Here is an 18,210-nt window from a genome sequence, read left to right on the forward strand (position 1 = left end):
AATTTTTATGTGCTGTTAATTTAGTAAATCAGGAAACCAAAAAGAATGATTTAAATCATCAGGATTTAGAACCTGTGAAATTTTATATTTTAGACAGGTATGAAAACAGAGATCTCAGGAGTTACCATCGAGCTGCGACAGGGAGATATCGCCCAACAGGCAGATTGCGAGGCTGTAGTAAACGCAGCTAATGCGAAGTTGGAAACGGGTGGCGGTGTTGCCGGAGCCATTCACCGGGCTGCTGGACCTGGCCTGGCTGATGAAGCCCGGCCTTTAGGACCTTTGAAGCCAGGAGAAGCGGTAATTACTGGTGCTCATCTACTTCCAAACAACTACGTGATCCACTGTCTTGGGCCTGTATACGGTAAAGATAAGCCTGCGGGACCATTGCTCGCCAGTTGCTATTCAAGGGCGCTCGATCTTGCAGAGCAAGAAAAGGTCACTTCTATTGCCTTTCCGGCTATTTCTACAGGGATATTCGGATATCCGGTGGAGGAAGCCGGTATGATTGCCTTTACCACCATATTAGAAGAAATCCCCAGGTTAAAATATGTCACCAGGATCGTTTACGTGCTATACAGTACCGAAGATCTTGAAATGCACAAACACATGTTTGCTCAACTACTTTAAGGCCGGAGTAACTAGCCGGGGAATTAAGCTCAGCAGAAGTCACTTTCTTTTATACTGTACCTGGGCTTCCTTTCAATTTCGCTACACCTTTACGACCATCTTTCCAACGTTGCGTCCTTCGAACAGGCCAAGAAAAGCTTCAGGAAGTTTATCAAAACCTTCTACTATGGTTTCATCATATTCCAGTTTTCCTTCTTCCAGCCATAGACTCAATTGCCGTAGCGCCCTTCCGAAGTCTTTCACATGATCACGCACCAGGAAACCCTGCATTAATGCTGTCTTCTTAATAAGAATTCCTTCAGGACGCGGACCGGTGGGAATTTCTGTTTCGTTGTAGTGTGCAATCGCACCGCAGTTTATAATACGGGCATCCTTGTTGATGACCTGTAGAACAGCATCCAGAATTTCGCCTCCCACGTTATCAAAATAAACGTCTACGCCATCTGTACAGACCTGTCTCAGGACGGTTTCCATATCTTCGGTAGTATTGTAATTGATCCCTTTATCGAAGCCTAGCTTCTCTTCCAGGTATCTCACCTTCTCATCACTTCCAGCAATTCCTACCACCATACAGCCTTTTATTTTTCCAATCTGCCCCACGATACTGCCCACCGCTCCTGCAGCACCGGAAACAACCATAGTATCGCCTGCTCTCAGTTTACCAATCTTGTCTAATGCCAGGAACGCAGTGAGTCCAGTAAGTCCCAGGACTCCTAAAAAGGCAGAAGGAGGAGCAAGCTCTGCATCAACCCTGTTTAAGCCTGTTCCGCCCGAGGTTTGTAATTCTTTCCATTTCAGCATTCCCGAAACAAACTCGCCTTCTTCAAAATTATGGTTCTTAGAAGCAATAACTTCAGCAACGACCATGGATTCCATAGGCTCATCCAACTTAAATGGCGGAATGTATGATTCCTCATCTCGCATTCTACCGCGTAAATAAGGATCGACAGAAATATAATGTGCTTTTAAAAGGACCTCTCCCTCACCGGGCCCCGGAATTTTTTCATTAATGATCTCAAAATCTGACGTTGCTGGTTTCCCTGCCGGACGATTTTTGAAAAGAACGGTTTTACTCATAATCTCTCAATTTCAATTGGTTGGTTAAAGAAGGTAGGGAGCTTCAGATTGTTTTTAGGACCATATGTGGTAAGACATATTTGGTTGTAAAAAGATATAAAAAAACCTCCTTAGTTGCCTAAGGAGGTTTAGAATATTTAGAAAAATTTGCAAATAATACTTTCCCCTGAAACTATTACGTAACTGCTATCTGTTCTAGGTTTGCGCCAGAATTGTTTTGATAAGAAGGAAGTTGTGGTGCAAAAAATATTAGAACGAGTTTTTCCTGATTTGTTAGGTTGGAACTAGTCTTCTTCTGTTGAAATAACAAAACCACTCCAAGGCCTGTTGGAATCTCCCCAGGTGTAGGTGCCGGAAACTTCATTTTCAATAATATCTCCGGTTAGAATGTAATCATCCCTATCATCATCGGGAAGCATATCGTAAGTCAGGAAATTACCTTCCAGGTGCCAAACTCCCCAACTGTCATAAACCCCCGGCGCATCAGGTTCTGTATAAAATGCCGTGCCATCTTCGTAAAACGAAAGGTGCGCCATCCAGGACACATCTTCTTCATGATGAAAAGTAATCTTCCAGGTACTTTCTGCCAGTCCGGGAGTTTCCAGGCTAATCTCATCTCCGTAAGCAGTGCCGGCATCATTGGTAGCAAAGGTGCGGAAGTAATATGTCTCTCCCAGATCAAGATCTGTAATTCGTACTACAAAAGAATCTTCAGCCTGCTTGGTGCTGTACCTGTTACTGGAAGATGTTGCAGCTGCACCAGATTCCGGAAATGCGACATTATCTTCAAGAGTAGGATTTGGTTCTGTTCCCCAGGCTACTCCGTAGGCAGTGATCTCATCAGTTTCCTTGATACTGCCATTGATTTCTACTGAAGTATAGGTTACCGCAGCTTCTGTCTCATCACTTACTGTAACTACTTCCGGAAGTTGTGGTTCCTGTGGATCATCCTCATTATCACAACCAAATAACGAACTAAGGAAGAATACAAACAACAATTTTGGTAAAGCTTTAATTTTCATAAGATCAATTTTTGATGAATTAGAAAATTAGTACAGCTCTGGTTGAAACGCAATACCCACTTTGAGGTATTTTATTCATTATCAGATAAATACAACTCCTTAGTAGGATCCATAAAAAAACCTCCTTAGTTGCCTAAGGAGGTTTAGAATATTTAGAAAAATTTCCGGATTATGACTTTCCTTCCATTTTATCTTTCAACGCTTGAAGTTCTGCGTTCACATCACCAATTGTAGTGTTGTTCTGAGCTTGTTGCGCAGCGGCTTTTTTCTGAGCCTGCTTTACAATTTGCTGCTCTTCTTCCTTGTGGATCGCAGTGTGAGATGCTACCACTCTCTTGAATTCTTTGTTGAACTCAATGATTTGGAATTCTGCAGATTCTCCCTGCTTCAGTTTGCTTCCGTCTTCTTTTTCAAGGTGACGTTGCGGCACAAATGCAGTGATATCTTCGTTAAAGTCGATAGTCGCACCTTTGTCAACGATCTCTGTAATTGCAGCTGTGTGTGTAGTACCTACAGCGAATTCAGTTTCGTATTTATCCCAAGGGTTAGACTCAGTTTGCTTGTGACCAAGGCTTAGTTTACGTCCTTCAACATCAAGTTCAAGAACTACAACTTCAAGTTTATCACCTACGTTAGTGAATTCGCTTGGATGCTTGATCTTCTTAGTCCATGAAAGGTCTGAGATATAGATAAGTCCGTCAATTCCTTCTTCAAGTTCTACGAACACTCCGAAGTTAGTGAAGTTACGAACAATACCAGTATGTCTTGAACCTACAGGGTATTTAGAAGTGATGTCAGTCCATGGGTCTGGAGTCAATTGCTTGATACCAAGGGACATTTTTCTGTCTTCACGATCTAAAGTAAGGATCTGTGCTTCAACCTCATCTCCAACGTTCACGAAATCCTGAGCTGAACGCAGGTGCGTGCTCCATGACATTTCAGAAACGTGGATAAGACCTTCAACACCTTCAGCAACTTCGATAAATGCACCGTAATCTGCGATCACAACTACTTTCCCTTTTACTTTGTCACCAACTTTAAGGTTCTCGTCAAGAGCTTCCCATGGGTGTTTGCTAAGCTGCTTAAGACCTAACTGAATTCTTGTTTTAGCCTCATCAAAGTCAAGGATAACAACGTTCAGTTTTTGATCAAGCTCAACGATCTCATTTGGATGGTTGATTCTTGACCAGCTAAGGTCTGTGATGTGGATAAGTCCATCAACACCTCCAAGGTCAACGAATACACCGTAAGAAGTAATGTTCTTAACAGTACCTTCAAGTACCTGACCTTTTTCAAGCTGCCCGATAATTTCTTTTTTCTGCTCTTCGATATCTGCTTCGATAAGCGCTTTGTGAGAAACAACAACATTCTTGAATTCGTGGTTGATCTTAACCACTTTGAATTCCATTGTTTTTCCAACATATGCATCGTAATCCCTAATTGGTTTCACATCGATCTGTGAACCTGGAAGGAAAGCTTCAATTCCAAATACGTCTACGATCATACCACCTTTTGTGCGGCACTTCACGTATCCATTCACGATAAGGCTTTCATCATGTGCTTTGTTCACACGATCCCATGCTTTGATCACACGAGCCTTACGGTGAGAAAGGATCAACTGTCCTGTAGCATCTTCACGCACGTCGATCAATACTTCTACCTCATCTCCAACTTTAAGATCTGGGTTGTAACGGAACTCGTTAAGAGAGATTACACCTTCACTTTTTGCATTGATGTCGATGATCGCATCACGATCTGTAAGGTTGATCACTTTTCCGGTAACAACTTCATCATGTAAAGTGTCAACGAAATTTTCTGCTACAAGCTTCTCAAATTCTTCCAGCTTTTGATCGTCGATAGGATCAATTCCTTCTTCGTAGTTGTGCCAGTTGAATTCCTTTAAGAATTGCTCAGGATCTTGTTGCTGAACTTCTGCCTCAGGTTGAGATTGTGCATCCATACCTGCTACTGGTTGAATTTCAGCGTTTTCAGAACTCTGAACTTCTTGGTTTTTGTTTTCTTCAGCCATTGCTGATAATAAATTTGTATCCTGTATTCCTCCGGAAGATCTCTGCAATAAAGAACACAGAAGTGTTTATAATATTGATTTTCAACCCTTTTTACTCTTCACGAATATTGCTAAAAAGGAGCGCAAAAATACAACTAATATTGACAATTGTCAATATTTAGATATGAGATTTTAGTATTGAATATTGAGAGGTTGAAAAATTGTCTAATGTATATTGGATTAATTCTTTTGAATAACCTTTCAGATCTGTAATTCAGAACCTTGCCCCATAAAAAAAATCTTTGTGCTCTTGAATATTTCCCGAAGTTCACAAGAGTATCGCAGATCTTCAAATCCTCAAATTATCAAATCTTCAAATTGAAGATCTTTGGAATTTGGCCCACCTGCGCTGCAGCTTCGGCGGGTAAATGCTTGTAATTTGGAAATTTCAATGATCATTGTTAATTGCTTCATGGTAAAGCTCCAGGATCCTTTCAAACTGTCCGGCCAGAGTGAGGTGGGAATTGTCAATTTCTTTGGCGTCTTCAGCCTTTACGAGAGGAGAATCTTTTCGGGTGGTATCTAAAAGGTCTCTTCCCTCGACATTTTCCAGCACCTCCTTATAAGTGACCTCTTCACCTCTTTCACTCAATTCCTTATAGCGTCGCTGGGCGCGCTCCTGGGCGCTTGCGGTCATGAAGATCTTAAGTTCGGCGTCAGGGAATACGACGGTTCCAATATCACGACCATCCATTACTATTCCTTTTTCTCTTCCCATTTCCTGTTGTTGAGCCACCAGCATTTCCCTCACCTGGGGCACTGCAGCAACCTTACTTACGTATTGAGATACTTCCATTTGCCTGATCTCCTTTTCTACTTTCTCATCATTCAGATACATCTCTCCAAAGCCAACTTCAGGATTGAAGATAAATTTCAGCTTAATTATGGGCAGGTCATTTATTAATGCAGCGGTGTCAAAATTGATTTCTGAAATATACTTTTTCCGTAGGGCATAAAGTGTCACCGCACGATACATGGCGCCGGTATCCACGTAGACATAACCTAATTCCTTTGCAAGTTGTTTAGCTACCGTGCTTTTGCCGGTTGATGAAAATCCGTCTATCGCAATGGTGATCTTTTTTGTCATAGAATTTGCTTCTTCGGCTTAAGCTGCCGGAAATAAAGGTGTCAAAAATGCCTTTTTTGACACCTCTGCAAAAATAAGCATTTAAAGCAGGTTTAAAAGGGAATACCCCTTAAAGAAAAAGAGGCTGCCTGAAAATTCAATTTTTCAGACAGCCTCTTTAACTATTTAGCTTAGTCTCTTACAGCTTTTTTGGATTCTTTACCTTCTCATCAAGAATAGCAAGTTTGATCACCTCTTCCATTTCCTTTACATAATGAAAGGTAAGGCCATTGAGATATTCTTCTTTGATTTCTTCGATGTCTCTCTTGTTCTCCTCGCAAAGAATGATCTCCTTCACATGAGCTCGTTTTGCAGCGAGGATCTTTTCTTTGATTCCGCCAACAGGAAGCACTTTTCCTCTCAGCGTAATTTCACCGGTCATGGCAATATTTTTCTTCACCTTTTTCTGAGTGAAAAGAGAAACCAGAGATGTGAGCATGGTAATTCCCGCGCTCGGGCCGTCTTTTGGGGTAGCACCTTCAGGCACGTGGATATGAACATTGTATTTATCCATAACCTCTGGATCAATTCCCAGTTCTTCGGCATTACCTTTAATATATTCCAATGCAATGGTGGCAGATTCTTTCATCACCTTACCAAGGTTTCCGGTAATATTTAAGGAGCCCTTACCTTTTGAAAGTATAGACTCTATAAACAAGATGTCCCCACCTACCTGCGTCCATGCCAATCCAGTAACTACACCTGCAGTTTCATTGTCCTCATATTTATTGCGTTCCAGTTTCGGACTCCCAAGAACTTCCAATACATCGGCATCTGTAACCTTAATATTGTACTTCTCTTCCATTGCAATATTTTTAGCAGCATGTCTCACCATTTTGGCAACCTGCTTTTCAAGGCTTCGCACTCCAGATTCCCTGGTGTAGCCTTCTACTATTTTTTCAAGTTGCTTTTTCCCAATTTTGAGGTGTTCCTTGGAAAGACCGTGCTCTTTTAATTGCTTCGGAAGCAGGTGTTGCTTAGCGATCTCCACTTTCTCTTCGATAGTGTATCCAGTAACATTGATGATCTCCATACGATCTCTCAAGGCTGGCTGAATGGGAGAAAGGTTATTGGCGGTCGCAATGAACATCACCTTAGAAAGATCATAAGGCATCTCAAGGAAATTGTCATGGAACTCCCTGTTCTGTTCTGGATCCAAAACCTCCAGCAAGGCAGACGATGGGTCACCACTATGACCAATGCTCAATTTGTCAATCTCATCCAACACAAAAACAGGATTACTTGTACCTGCCTTTTTCAATGACTGCACGATCCTTCCGGGCATTGCCCCGATATAGGTCTTCCTATGGCCGCGAATTTCGGCCTCGTCTCTTAACCCACCAAGGGAAACTCTTACATATTCACGTCCCAAAGCTTCAGCAATTGAGCGTCCTAAACTAGTTTTTCCAACTCCCGGAGGTCCATATAAACATAGAATTGGAGACTTCATATCATTCCTGATCTTTAAAACGGCCAGGTATTCAATGATACGTTCCTTTACATCTTCCAGCCCGTAATGATCTCTGTCAAGAATTCGCTGTGCCCTTTTAAGATCAAATTTGTCTTTACTGAATTCATCCCACGGGAGGTCCAGGAACAGGTCAAGGTAATTCCGCTGAATGGAATATTCGGCCACCTGCGGATTCATACGCTGCATCTTGGAAAGCTCCCGGTTGAAATGCTCCTTTATATCTTCACTCCACCTCTTCTTCTTTGCACGGGCACGCATTTCCTCTACTTCTCCTTCATGTGAGACCCCTCCAAGTTCTTCCTGGATGGTCTTCATTTGCTGATGTAGAAAATACTCCCGCTGCTGCTGGCTCATATCACTCTGCACCTTACTCTGAATATCATTTTTAAGCTCGAGCTTATGATATTCCATATTCATGAACTTCAGCGTTGCTAAAGCACGATCTTTAAGATCATTCGTTTCCAGCAGCTTCTGCTTTTCATCCACGGTGAGGTTCATGTTGGAGGAAACGAAGTTGATAAGGAATGACGGGCTCTCGATATTCTGAATTGCGAAAGAAGCTTCCGAAGGAATGTTTGGGCTGTTTTTAATGATCTGTAAAGCAAGATCCTTTATAGATTCGATGATCGCCCCAAACTCTTCATTATCCTGTGCGGGTCTCGCTTCGGGAACTTCGATGATCTTAGCCTTCAAAAATGGCTTTTCTGAGATCACTTCATCTATTTCAAATCGCTTCTTCCCCTGAATGATCACTGTGGTATTGCCATCGGGCATTTTCAAAACCCTTAAGATCCTTGCTACTACACCAATTTTATTGATATCCTTTGCAGCCGGATTTTCAACTTTCTCGTCCTTTTGTGAAACTACTCCAATTACCTTACTCCCATTATTTGCTTCGTTGATCAATTTAATGGAAGCATCACGGCCGGCAGTTATAGGAATTACTACGCCCGGAAAAAGTACCGTATTTCTAAGTGGCAGGATTGGCAGCACCTCGGGTAGCTCCTCTTTATTTATCTCTTCTTCATCTTCAGGCGTCATTAAAGGTATTAATTCTGCATCTTCATCAATTCCTTGTAATGACAGACTGTCAAGATTTGTAAATTTTGTTCTGGCCATATCTATTTTTAAGTCAAACTGTCACAGCAGTTATTATATCATTAATTTGCAAGTTACTTTATTACCCGTTCTTTCTATGATAAACAGGCTCTTAAAGCACATTTTACGGGCATTAATTCAATTGTTATGCCACGCAAAGAAAAAAAATCAAAAGAAATTTCTCCCAAACTGTAACAATTCCACCTTCAGCTTATCTTTACTATAAAGCGTTCATATTTTGACACTAACCACCACACATATTGAGGAGCTTTTAGAGAAATGCCGTCAGGGTGACGAGCGTGCTCAAATGAAGATCTACAATAAATACGCTAAAGCAATGTACAACGTGGCATTACGTATTGTAAAGGATACTGCAGAAGCTGAAGATATCATGCAGGAGTGCTTTTTGAAAGCTTTTGAAAAACTGGATTCCTTTGAAGGCAATTCTACTTTTGGAGCCTGGCTCAAAAAGATTGTGGTGAATCAAAGTATAAGCGTCTATAATAAGAATACGAAATATAAAGAAGTTCAATTTGATGAGCAGTTCAAACATGCAGCCGATGAAGCCAATGGCGTGATCCTGGACGAAGATGAGCAGAATTCTAAGGTGAGAAAGATCCTTAAGGCGATGGAATCTTTAAAAGAAAATTACAGAATGGCGCTCACCCTGCATTTAATTGAAGGATATGATTATGAAGAAATCTGTGACATTCTGAACATCACCTATGCGAACTGCAGAACAACAATTTCACGGGCCAAAGAAAGCCTGCGCACCAAACTACTAAGCTATGAAAACTGATAATGATCTAAAAAACCTTTTCGACGGGCTGGATTTTGATATTGCAGCACCATCATCGAATCACGAAGCGAGGTTCAGGGAAAAACTTGGAAAGCTGCCGCAAAAGAAAAAAGCGCGCCGCAATGGAGTCATCTCCCTCTGGGGACCTGCAATGGCAATTGCAGCAACATTCCTGGTTGCCTTTCTCCTAATACAGGGTGGTCTTGCCAATCCTTTCAACACCGAGCAGGAATTGGCCAATGTCTCCCCAGAAATGAAACAGACTCAGGATTTCTATGCCTCTGTCATAAGGACTGAACTAGCTGCACTTGAAGATCAAAAAACTCCGGAAACCGAAGCTGTAATTACCGATGCTTTAATACAACTGGAAATTCTCGAAAGCGATTATGATAAGCTCAAGGAAGATCTCGGGAAAAGCGGGCAGGATAAACGTGTGATCTACGCAATGATCTCAAACTTTCAAAAGAGGATCGACCTTTTACAAACCGTACTAGAAAAAGTAAATACTATAAACACCCTAAAAAACACCAATCATGAAGACAACATTATATAAGGCGCTGCTTCTCTTCTTTCTTGTCCCGGCCGTAGCCTGTGCCGAAGGCGATTTTAAAGGAAGACATACCAAGCAAAAACGAATCAAGAAGGAATTCAAAGTATCTGCCAATGACCTGCTCAAGATCAACAACAGCTACGGAAATATAGATATCGTTACCTGGGACCAGAACCGTGTGGAGATCGAAGTGCTGGTTAGGACCAATGGCAATGATGAGGAAAAGGTGGAGCGAAAGCTAAGAGAGATCGACGTGATCTTTAACCAGAGCAACGGACAGGTTTCGGCCAAAACAATCTTTGAAAAGGAATCTGGCGGATCTTTTTTCAGCAGTCTTTTTGGAGGCAGCAGTAACGTGAGCATGGAGATCAACTACAGGATAAAGGCGCCGGTGACGAACCAGGTTGACCTTTCCAATGACTACGGAAGCATTAACCTTGATAAACTGAAAGGCGATGCACGTATCTCCTGTGACTACGGAAGGATACTGGTTGGCGAACTGCACGGCAGTAATAACTACCTTAGCTTTGATTACACCCGAAACAGCAGCATTGGCTACGTAAAGCGGGCGAAGATAAATGCCGATTATTCCGAATTCACCATTGATGATGCAGGAACAATAGACCTGAGTGCAGATTATACCGACTCCAGGTTTGTTAAGGTCGAAAACCTTAGCTTTAGGAACGACTACGGTTCATTAAAGGTGGAGAAACTTCGGAATCTAAAAGGCTCTGGAGATTACCTCGGAATAAAATTAGGTTTCGTTTACAGCAGCCTTGACATTAGTATGGATTATGGCTCCTTAGCAATAGATAAGGTAATGCCGGGCTTGAAGGAATTGAGGATCAACAGCGACTACACTGGAATTAAGATTGGATATGACCGGGACGCTTCCTTTAATTTTGATGTAAAAACGGAGTACGGCGGAGTAAATGGCATAAGCAACAGCAACTTCACTGTAAATAAGCGCAACCAGAGTGGCTCTGAAAATCATTACCAGGGATATTACGGCACCAGCAACTCTGGCGGTAATATTAGTATTAGCTCCAGCTATGGCAGTGTCTCCTTTGTAGATTAAAACAAATTCAACCATTAAAACCTCAATTATGAAAAAGCTATTTACTACAATTTTTGTTCTCTTGATCTTCGTAACCGCCTCTCACGCACAATGGTGGCAGGGCACAAAGAAGGTTGACGGAAATGGAAATATGGTTACAAAAACACGCAATGTCCCCAATTACGAAGCTGTAGCTCTTACGGGATCCATGGATGTGGTGCTTATCAAAGGCAGAGAAGGCAATATCAAAGTTGAAGCCGAAGAAAATCTTCAGGAACACATTGTGACTGAAGTAAGCGGCGGAAGATTAAAAATCTCTGTCGAAAAAGGGTATTCCCTTAATCCTTCCCGCAATCATGATATTAGGATAACGGTTCCTTTTACCGATATTGAGGAAGTAAGCTTAACAGGATCTGGAGACATTTCTTCAACAGACATGGTCAAAGCCGAAAAGTTTGCCATTAGCATAACGGGATCAGGGAATGTCAAATTGCCTCTTGAGGCCAGGAATGCTTCGGCAAGCATCACTGGATCTGGAGACATAGATCTTTCGGGAAGCACGGTGGACTTTGATTGTAAGGTTACAGGATCTGGAGATATCAGCGCATTTGACTTCCGGGCGCAACACGTTTCTGCTATGGTTACAGGCTCGGGAGATATACAGGTTTATGCTTCAGAATCTCTTAAGGCCAGCACTCCGGGTTCAGGAGATATCGAATACCGCGGAAATCCTAAAAAGGAAGATTTCAGAACCATGGGTTCTGGATCGATCAGCAAGAATTAAAAATTCCGAAGAAAATTCAGCGGCTTAAGGTCCCTTTGACTCAGGTTTCAAAAAGGGGATTTTAGGCCGCTCTTTTTTTTGCAAGTTTTCCGGTACGCGGAACCTTCAGCAGTAAAAATACGCCGACCAGGAAAAAGGCGGTAAGGAAAAGTATGGAGAACCTGATACTTCCGAAGATCTGCGTAACTATTCCGTAGAGCAGCATGCCAATCACAATTCCTATTTTTTCTGAAACATCATAAAAACTGAAGTAGCTTGTGGTATCAAGAGTGCCTTCAGGAAGCATTTTTGAATAGGTAGAACGAGAGAGGGTTTGAATTCCTCCCATCACCAGTCCTACAAGGCCGGCAGCTATATAAAATTGCATTGGGGTCTTTACAAAATATGCGTAAATACAGATTCCTATCCAGAAAACGTTTACCAAAATAAGGGTTTGAATATTTCCCATTTTTGAGGAGAGACGGGATGTGATGGTTGCCCCTGCCACTGCGACAAGTTGGATTAAAAGTATGCTCACAATTAGTCCGGTAGTAGCATCCTGTCCCGTCCAGTTCACTTCCTCAATTCCGAAATAGGTTGCGATCAACATTACCGTTTGAACCGCCATACTGTAAACAAAAAAGGCGCGCAAATACTTTTTTAACTGCAGATTGTTCTCAAAAGACTTCCATATCATTTTCAGTTCCCTGAAACCATTAAAAAGCACATCTTTTGTTAGCTTTTCCTTTTTGTTTCCTTTGGGCAAATAGTAATAGGTGATCTGGCTGAAGCCTATCCACCAAACACCGGTAAGTACGAAAGACAGCCGTGTAGGCATCCCTTCGTCCTCAAAACCGAACCATTGATAGTTGAGCACCATCAACAAACAAAGGATCAAAAGAATGACGCTGCCTATATAACCCATCGAAAAACCCTTAGCACTTATTTTATCCTGTTGTTCGGGAAAGGCGATGTCGGGCAGATAGGAATTGTAAAATACGAGGCTGGCCCAGAAACCAACGAGCGCAAGAAAATAACAAAGAAGGCCAAAGAGCAGGTTTTCTACCGAAAACCAATATAACCCAATGCAGGAAGCAGCTCCCAAATAGCAGAAAAATTTCAGGAAATTCTTTTTATTTCCTACATAATCGGCAATTCCTGAAAGAAAAGGACTTATTACGGCTACCACCAGGAAAGCTAAGGCAGTCACATAACTTATAAGAGAATCATTATTGAAATCTAAACCAAAAAGCTGAACCGTATCATGGATCACCGTCCCCTCCTCATCCTTTACTATGGTCAAGGCTGCATAAAAAATGGGGAATATAGTTGAGGCAATTACAAGGCTGTAAACGGAATTGGCCCAATCATAAAAGGCCCAGGCGTTCAGTAATTTTTTACTTCCTTTCGGGAGTTGTCTCATACAGGGGAAAATTAAAAGAGCTGCCAAAATTGGCAGCTCCTAAAATACTGTTTTTTTTCTCAGTCTATTTGAATGAAGTCACTCCGTACTTTCGAGCTTCGGCTTTAGCCTGTGGTGCCCATTGTTCAATATTATTGATCCTGGTTTGTGGATTAGGGTGTGTACTTAAGAATTCTGGCGGGGCCTGCCCTCCACTGTTCTGCTCCATCCTTCTCCAAAGGTTCGCAGCTTCGGCGGGATCATATCCGGCAATTGCCATAAGAGTTAAGCCAATTCTATCGGCTTCACTTTCGTGGCTCCTGCTAAAAGGCAGCATTCCTCCAACGGTTGTACCCAGACCATAAGCCTGCGCGATGATTTGTTGAGTACTCTCACTTCTTCCGCCTACTGCTGCTCCTACTACGGCACCACCAACTTGTTGTAATTGAGCGGCACTCATACGTTGCGCCCCATGATCGGCCACAGCGTGAGCTACCTCATGGGCCATGATCGCGGCAACACCGGTTTCATTCTTTGCAATGGGCATGATACCTGTATAAAAGGCGATCTTACCTCCGGGCATTGCCCAGGCGTTAACCATTTCATCATCTTTGATCAAAGAGAACTCCCATTCGTAACCTTGTAAATATCCCTGATATCCATTGGCATCCAGAAATCTTTCTGCTGCCACGGCAATTTGCCGGCCTACATTCTCAATCATTCGGGCATCTGCAGTACCTCTTTCAACTTTACTCTGTGCCAGTACCTGGTCATACTGCTCAAAAGCAGCAGGAAAGATTTGAGAGTTGGAAACAAAATTCAGGTTTCGCTCTCCGGTAAAAGGGTTGGTCTTACAACCTGCAAAAAGCAGGAAAAAACTAACCACTATTGCTATTTGTCTAATTTTCATAATAAATGGTTTTTGTTAAAGTTAATGAATCAACCCCGCTCCACTTAAAGCTTTAAATTAGGTTTAACAAAATACCTGCCAAAATGAAAAACAGCCGGTAACTAAGGTCCAGTAAGGTCTCAATATTTGTATCTTGCTTCTTTTTTTAAAAATGACGAAACAGAAAAAAGATAAAACCCCTGTCCAGCGATTACTTGTACCTTCTTATATCCTGGCTGCCGGAAAAGCCTTAACAATCCTTTCGCCTTTTCTAGCCAGCAGATTTGCGGCCAGACTTTTTCTAACTCCTTTTAAGTATAAATTGCCGAAGAGAGAAAAAAAGATGGATGCAGGGAGCCGACAAACCCGGCTGCACCTGCCTCATTTTCAAAGGGAGATCATAATTTACGAATATGGCAAATCTTCTAAGAAGATCCTGCTCGCTCATGGATGGAGTGGCCGCGGCACTCAGCTTGCTGTTATGGCCGAAGAACTTTTAAAATCAGGTTATAGCGTGGTAAGTTTCGATGCCCCGGCACATGGCAAGGCACCTGGAAAAAGAAGCATGATGCCCCATTTCATAGAAGCCATTGAGGTTATCGAAAAACAATATGGCCCTTTTGAAGCAGCTATAGGGCATTCACTTGGAGGCATGGCTTCCCTGAAGGCTGTGTCTGACGGACTACCAGTTAAGAAACTCGTCATTATTGGAACCGCAAACAGCGTTACCCGAATTACTAAGGAATTTGCACAGAATATGAAGATGAACGACGAGGTAGCGAAAAAGATGAAGTCTTATTTCGACACGAGATTTGGAGTCGACATGGACACGCTCTCGGGTGCAGTTTCTGCTGAAGGCGTGGAGATCCCTACCCTTGTCATTCATGATAAACAGGATGTGGACGTGAATGTGGCTTCGGCTTATGAGATCAACGACAAATTGAAAAATGGAGAACTTCTCATAACAGAAGGTTTGGGACACCGCCGCATTTTAGGTAATTCGGAGGTAATTAATAAAATCATTGAATTTCTTTCGGTATAGTTCTTGATCTTTCTGAAAAAAAGAATTCCATGAAACGTATTTTAACTGTTATTTTTTCACTGCTCCTCCTTAGTTGCAACAGCAACGCCCAGGACTCTAAAAAACAAAAACAATATCCTGTTTCCAAAACAGAAACAGAATGGAAGGCTGAATTAAGTGCAGCAGAATATCAGGTTTTACGAAAAAAAGGTACCGAAAGAGCATTTTCAAGTAAACTCAATGCTGTAGACCAACCTGGAACTTTTGTGTGTGCCGCCTGTGGAAATGAACTTTACAAAACCAAACATAAATTTGAAAGCGGAACGGGCTGGCCAAGCTTTGACCGTCCTGTTAAAGAGGCTAATGTAGATTACAGGCCAGACAGAACCGGAGGATTCCCGGCTACAGAAGTGCTCTGTGCACAATGTGGAGGACATCTAGGCCACGTTTTCAATGATGGGCCCCAGCATACAACAGGAAAAAGACATTGCATAAATGGAGTAGCCATGAACTTTGTTCCCGAAGCGAAGCAGTAAAAACAGAGAAAAAAGTTTACCAATTGTTTAAGATAAGTTGCCCTTGCTATTCTCTATTTTTAAAAGAAACACAAAAAAATGGTCAAGAAATATCCAATAGAACGTTCGGAAGCAGAGTGGCGCAAGCAGCTCTCTGAGGAGCAATACCGTGTACTCAGGGAAAAAGGAACAGAAGCCCCTCATTCTGGCAAATACAATCTGCATTTTCAGAATGGTGAATATCGTTGCGCCGCATGTCAAACGAAACTTTTCGAAAGCGACCAGAAATTTGAAAGCAACTGCGGCTGGCCTAGCTTTGATGATGCCATTGAAGGTTCCATCGAATATGTACAGGACCGCAGTTTCGGCATGATTCGCACGGAAATCCTTTGTGCTACCTGCGGAAGCCACCTGGGGCACGTGTTTGACGATGGCCCAACCGAAACAGGACAGCGCTATTGTGTCAATTCAGCAAGTATAGAATTTGAATCCAAATCCACATAATTATGAAAAAAATATCCTTTTTATTCGCTTTTATAGCGTTCAGCCTAACCTCCTGCACCTCAGATGAGCCAGGGCCCCAGGGCCCTCCCGGGGAACCCGGCGTAAACATAGTAGGACAGACCTTTGAATTTGAAGATGTTGACTTTGAATATTTTGCCGAAAGCAACTTTTATGCTACGGTCATTGATATTCCGGGAGAAATAGAAGTACTGGAGTCAGATGCCATCCTGGTTTATCGCCGTGAAGTGATTGACGGAACTGAGACCTGGAGCATGATTCCCCAAAATTTTTTCCTTGCAGATGGAAGGATCATCCAGTATGTATTTAACCATACGGCTTCAGACATTGAACTACTGATAGATGGTAATTTCGATCTTTCAGGACTTGATGGCGCCTATACTCAAAATCAGTTCTTCAGATTTATTGTTGTGCCTTCAGATTTTGCTTTTGATCCAAGTGTAGACCTTTCAGATCATGATGCGGTAATGCAGGCATTGGAACTATAGGTTCAAAATTATTGCTGAAAAATTCCTTTTTCCAACCAGGAGAAAGGAATTTTTTTATGTACAGGTGTCAAAAAGGTCTTTTTTTAAAGGATTTACCAAATTCAAATACTTTCGGTTTCAGCTTAATTTCCGTAAATTCGCTGTCTTAAATTCAGTTTCAAAAATTCCGAATAATGAGTAAATACGATGTTATAGTTTTAGGAAGTGGTCCAGGGGGCTACGTGACCGCCATTCGGGCATCACAATTGGGCTTCAAGACCGCAGTTATAGAAAAAGAAAACCTTGGAGGAGTATGCTTGAACTGGGGATGTATTCCCACCAAAGCCCTGCTTAAAAGTGCGCAGGTATTCGAATACCTCAACCACGCCCAGGATTACGGACTTAAAGTCGAGAAGGCCGAAAAGGATTTTGGAGCCGTCATCAAACGAAGTCGTAATGTTGCCGACGGCATGAGTAAGGGAGTACAGTTCCTGATGAAGAAAAACAAGATCGACGTTATTGACGGATTCGGAAAATTGAAATCTGGAAAAAAAGTTGAAGTTACAGACAAGAACGACAAGAAAACAGAATATTCTGCAGAGCATATCATCATTGCTACCGGAGCACGTTCAAGGGAGTTGCCAAACCTGCCACAAGATGGTAAAAAGGTAATAGGATACCGCCAGGCAATGAATCTTGAGAAGCAGCCAAAATCCATGATCGTAGTAGGATCTGGTGCTATTGGGGTGGAATTCGCTCATTTTTATAAAACAATGGGTACAGATGTTACCATTGTAGAATTTCTTCCAAACCTGGTGCCGCTTGAAGACGAAGAGATTTCCAAACAGTTCGAACGCAGCTTCAAAAAAGCAGGCATAAAAGTGATGACAAGTTCTTCAGTTGAGAGCGTTGACACTTCCGGAGATCTTGTAAAAGCAAAGGTGAAGACTAAAAAAGGTGAAGAAACTCTTGAGGCCGAAGTTGTACTTTCAGCTGTTGGGATCAAATCTAACCTTGAAAATATCGGACTTGAAGAGTTAGGAATAAAGACAGATAGAGATAAGATTCTCGTGAGCCAGTTCTACGAGACCAATGTAAAAGGTATTTACGCTATTGGAGATGTGGTTGCAGGACCTGCTCTTGCACACGTTGCCTCTGCGGAAGGTATCACCTGTGTAGAAAAAATTGCCGGCATGCACGTGGAACCAATCGACTACGGAAATATTCCCGGATGTACTTACGCAACTCCTGAAATCGCATCTGTTGGAATGACCGAAAAACAGGCGAAAGAAGCAGGATATGAGCTAAAGGTTGGGAAATTCCCGTTCTCAGCTTCCGGAAAAGCCAAAGCCGCCGGTACTCCCGACGGATTTGTAAAAGTGATCTTTGATGCTAAATACGGGGAATGGCTTGGCTGCCACATGATTGGTGCCGGCGTAACCGATATGATCGCCGAAGCAGTTCTGGGCCGTAAACTCGAAACTACAGGGCATGAAGTGCTAAAAGCAATTCACCCGCACCCAACCATGAGCGAAGCAGTGATGGAAGCTGTGGCAGATGCTTATGGGGAAGTAATACACTTGTAAATTGTATCCTGTATAGTGTATAATGTGTAACTGTTCAATTAGTTTCACGGGATTAAAAAACCTCCGGAAAATTCCGGAGGTTTTTTGTTTTCAATTCTTCCCCACTTTCGGAAGGGTGCCCAAAGGGCGGGGTGGAAATTTTGAGAT

Annotated in this window: 17 protein-coding genes; 10 read left to right on the top strand and 7 right to left on the bottom strand. The window is 42.3% G+C overall.

The genetic code is table 11. The annotated features are described in order from the left end of the window. Positions 1-99: 99 nt before the first annotated feature. Positions 100-630, top strand: coding sequence for a macro domain-containing protein (locus HC175_RS06735; protein WP_168137726.1), 531 nt, complete (start codon positions 100-102; stop codon positions 628-630). Between the two features lie 81 nt (positions 631-711). Here HC175_RS06735 and HC175_RS06740 read toward each other — a convergent pair whose 3' ends face one another. The 5 genes from HC175_RS06740 to lon form a co-directional block, all read right to left on the bottom strand. Then, entirely contained in the window at positions 712-1,707 is a 996-nt protein-coding gene (locus HC175_RS06740; RefSeq protein WP_168137727.1) for an NADP-dependent oxidoreductase, read from the bottom strand. Positions 1,708-1,991: 284 nt separating this feature from the next. Beyond that, on the bottom strand, positions 1,992-2,729 hold the full coding sequence (locus HC175_RS06745; protein WP_168137728.1) for a hypothetical protein: 738 nt from the start codon (positions 2,727-2,729) through the stop codon (positions 1,992-1,994). 169 nt (positions 2,730-2,898) lie between these two features. Beyond that, a complete protein-coding gene (gene rpsA / locus HC175_RS06750; RefSeq protein ID WP_168137729.1) occupies positions 2,899-4,758 on the bottom strand; it encodes a 30S ribosomal protein S1 in 1,860 nt (619 codons plus the stop codon). Positions 4,759-5,185: 427 nt separating this feature from the next. Beyond that, positions 5,186-5,884: a (d)CMP kinase gene (cmk, locus tag HC175_RS06755; protein ID WP_168137730.1), complete on the bottom strand. Its 699-nt coding sequence runs from the start codon at positions 5,882-5,884 to the stop codon at positions 5,186-5,188. 178 nt (positions 5,885-6,062) lie between these two features. After that, positions 6,063-8,513 carry an endopeptidase La gene (gene lon, locus HC175_RS06760; protein ID WP_168137731.1) on the bottom strand — a complete coding sequence of 817 codons (2,451 nt, stop codon included), beginning with the start codon at positions 8,511-8,513 and terminating at the stop codon, positions 6,063-6,065. Between the two features lie 217 nt (positions 8,514-8,730). Between lon and HC175_RS06765 the strand changes: the two genes are divergently transcribed. The 4 genes from HC175_RS06765 to HC175_RS06780 are packed head-to-tail and all read left to right on the top strand — an operon-like array spanning position 8,731 to position 11,682. After that, complete coding sequence (locus HC175_RS06765) at positions 8,731-9,291, top strand: RNA polymerase sigma factor (RefSeq protein ID WP_168137732.1); 561 nt, start codon at positions 8,731-8,733, stop codon at positions 9,289-9,291. Next, on the top strand, positions 9,281-9,844 hold the full coding sequence (locus HC175_RS06770; RefSeq protein WP_168137733.1) for a DUF4179 domain-containing protein: 564 nt from the start codon (positions 9,281-9,283) through the stop codon (positions 9,842-9,844). Before HC175_RS06765 ends, HC175_RS06770 begins: the two co-directional genes overlap by 11 nt. Continuing rightward, entirely contained in the window at positions 9,825-10,919 is a 1,095-nt protein-coding gene (locus HC175_RS06775) for a DUF4097 family beta strand repeat-containing protein (protein WP_168137734.1), read from the top strand. The genes HC175_RS06770 and HC175_RS06775 overlap by 20 nt, the downstream gene beginning before the upstream one ends. 28 nt (positions 10,920-10,947) lie before the next feature. After that, the gene (locus tag HC175_RS06780) at positions 10,948-11,682 is read left to right on the top strand and encodes a head GIN domain-containing protein (RefSeq protein ID WP_168137735.1); all 735 of its coding nucleotides are present in this window, start codon (positions 10,948-10,950) and stop codon (positions 11,680-11,682) included. A gap of 61 nt (positions 11,683-11,743) precedes the next feature. Here the strand turns inward: HC175_RS06780 and HC175_RS06785 are convergent, their stop codons facing one another. Both HC175_RS06785 and HC175_RS06790 read right to left on the bottom strand, forming a co-directional pair. Next, positions 11,744-13,084: an MFS transporter gene (locus HC175_RS06785; RefSeq protein WP_168137736.1), complete on the bottom strand. Its 1,341-nt coding sequence runs from the start codon at positions 13,082-13,084 to the stop codon at positions 11,744-11,746. A 64-nt stretch (positions 13,085-13,148) separates the two neighbouring features. Beyond that, on the bottom strand, positions 13,149-13,973 hold the full coding sequence (locus tag HC175_RS06790) for a M48 family metallopeptidase (protein ID WP_209309941.1): 825 nt from the start codon (positions 13,971-13,973) through the stop codon (positions 13,149-13,151). A gap of 151 nt (positions 13,974-14,124) precedes the next feature. On the opposite strand from HC175_RS06790, the gene HC175_RS06795 reads away from it, so the two are divergent. The 5 genes from HC175_RS06795 (at position 14,125) to lpdA (ending at position 18,063) form a co-directional block, all read left to right on the top strand. Beyond that, positions 14,125-14,994 carry an alpha/beta hydrolase gene (locus HC175_RS06795; RefSeq protein WP_168137737.1) on the top strand — a complete coding sequence of 290 codons (870 nt, stop codon included), beginning with the start codon at positions 14,125-14,127 and terminating at the stop codon, positions 14,992-14,994. A 29-nt stretch (positions 14,995-15,023) separates the two neighbouring features. Continuing rightward, complete coding sequence (msrB, locus tag HC175_RS06800; RefSeq protein WP_168137738.1) at positions 15,024-15,509, top strand: peptide-methionine (R)-S-oxide reductase MsrB; 486 nt, start codon at positions 15,024-15,026, stop codon at positions 15,507-15,509. Between the two features lie 78 nt (positions 15,510-15,587). Further along, positions 15,588-15,992, top strand: coding sequence for a peptide-methionine (R)-S-oxide reductase MsrB (gene msrB, locus HC175_RS06805; RefSeq protein WP_168137739.1), 405 nt, complete (start codon positions 15,588-15,590; stop codon positions 15,990-15,992). A gap of 2 nt (positions 15,993-15,994) precedes the next feature. After that, complete coding sequence (locus tag HC175_RS06810; RefSeq protein WP_168137740.1) at positions 15,995-16,498, top strand: collagen-like protein; 504 nt, start codon at positions 15,995-15,997, stop codon at positions 16,496-16,498. A 173-nt stretch (positions 16,499-16,671) separates the two neighbouring features. Then, the gene (lpdA, locus tag HC175_RS06815) at positions 16,672-18,063 is read left to right on the top strand and encodes a dihydrolipoyl dehydrogenase (protein WP_168137741.1); all 1,392 of its coding nucleotides are present in this window, start codon (positions 16,672-16,674) and stop codon (positions 18,061-18,063) included. The last annotated feature ends 147 nt before the right edge of the window (positions 18,064-18,210 follow it).

Source organism: Salinimicrobium oceani, from assembly GCF_012037645.1.